The sequence below is a fragment of the Microvirga sp. P4_G7 genome (genome assembly GCF_056401005.1).
Genome location: NZ_JBFUKD010001136.1, coordinates 1 through 618, shown reverse-complemented (window position 1 = coordinate 618; position 618 = coordinate 1). Strand labels below are relative to the sequence as shown.

Sequence of the window (618 nt, the reverse complement as noted above, 5' to 3'; positions counted from 1 at the left end):
CGACTCTTCAGCAGGCTTTCCGAGTCACCGGGAAGAATCCGCTCGATCGTATATCGGATGATGCCGGTATCGGCATTGCTCACAAGGATCGCGCCGCCGAATGTCATCATCGTCATCCGAACGTTGTGGAGGCCGTTGTCCCAATCGACTCGACAACAATTGTCCTCGGCCTTCCAAATCCCGGTTCGAATACGCCCATCCGGCATGCGTGCTGCAACCCGCCCGTCCTCTCCGAAATAGAATGGTATTTTGCCGTGAGTCTCTAGCGGGCCGTCCAAGAGCTCATGATAGACGGTAGAGCCTCTCAGAAGACTGTCGATCTGCTGCGTATTCAAGAGACGTGATCCGATCTCAACGCGTTGGTCCGAAGTCGATCGAGCGCGCTGGATCGCGAAGAGGTCCTCGTATGTCAGACTCGGACACTTCGCGAGCATCGTTATTTGCTGCGAACCGACAGGCTAGGGGCCGTCGGCATCGCAGTACCAGGCGCTCGCAGCATCCTTATAAATGATGTGTTTAGCCGCGTCGTGCGCTGTGGCACGCTAAGAAAACTTCCTCACCAATACGTTGCTTTCCAAGCATTCCGGCGAGTGACATCACTCAAGCAGGGTCTAACCG

Annotated in this window: 1 protein-coding gene; it reads right to left on the bottom strand. The window is 55.7% G+C overall.

All coding sequences use genetic code 11. The features are described from left to right. A partial coding sequence (locus tag AC1DT3_RS23490; protein WP_477467555.1) for a hypothetical protein occupies nucleotides 1-335 on the bottom strand: 335 nt, incomplete at its 3' end. Nucleotides 336-618: the final 283 nt, after the last annotated feature.